Origin of the sequence: Streptomyces sp. RP5T (assembly GCF_003933965.1) — a bacterium.
GTDB lineage: Bacteria > Actinomycetota > Actinomycetes > Streptomycetales > Streptomycetaceae > Streptomyces.
In genome coordinates, this window is record NZ_RSAJ01001253.1 from 1 (window position 1) to 573 (window position 573).

At 73.1% G+C, this 573-nt stretch carries 1 protein-coding gene; it reads right to left on the bottom strand.

Features of this window, described 5'->3' with window-relative positions:
* Window positions 1-573 (bottom strand): ABC transporter ATP-binding protein (locus EHS43_RS45685; protein ID WP_148104392.1); only part of this gene is annotated, 573 nt, incomplete at both ends.

A 573-nucleotide genomic window follows, 5' to 3' on the forward strand; every position in this document is an offset into this window, starting at 1 on the left:
GACCCGGACCCTTCTCCGGAATCCCCGGACCCGGACATCAGATGGGCGTACTCGGCGTTCGTGCGCAGGAGTTCGTGGTGGGTGCCCACGGCCGTGATGCGGCCCCCCGACAGCAGGGCGACCCGGTCGGCGAGCTGCACGGTGGAGGGGCGGTGGGCGACGATGAGGGCGGTGGTGTCCGCGAGGACGTCCCGCAGCGCGGCTTCCACGGCGGCCTCGGTGTGGACGTCCAGCGCGGACAGCGGGTCGTCCAGGACGAGGAACCTCGGCCTGCCCACGACGGCGCGGGCGAGAGCCAGGCGCTGGCGCTGGCCGCCGGAGAGGCTGAGGCCCTGTTCGCCGACCTGGGTCCCGGTGCCCTGGGGGAGGGCGTGCGCGAAGTCCGCCTGGGCGACGGAGAGGGCGCGGTCCAGTTCCCGCTCGTCCTGGCCCATCAGGACGTTGTCGCCGACGCTGGTGGAGAAGAGGGTGGGGTCCTCGAAGGCCATCGCCACCTTGGCGCGCAGTTCCTCCCGGGGCATGGCGGTGATGTCCTCGCCGTCCAGGGTGATGCGGCCGGAGGTGAGCTCGTGG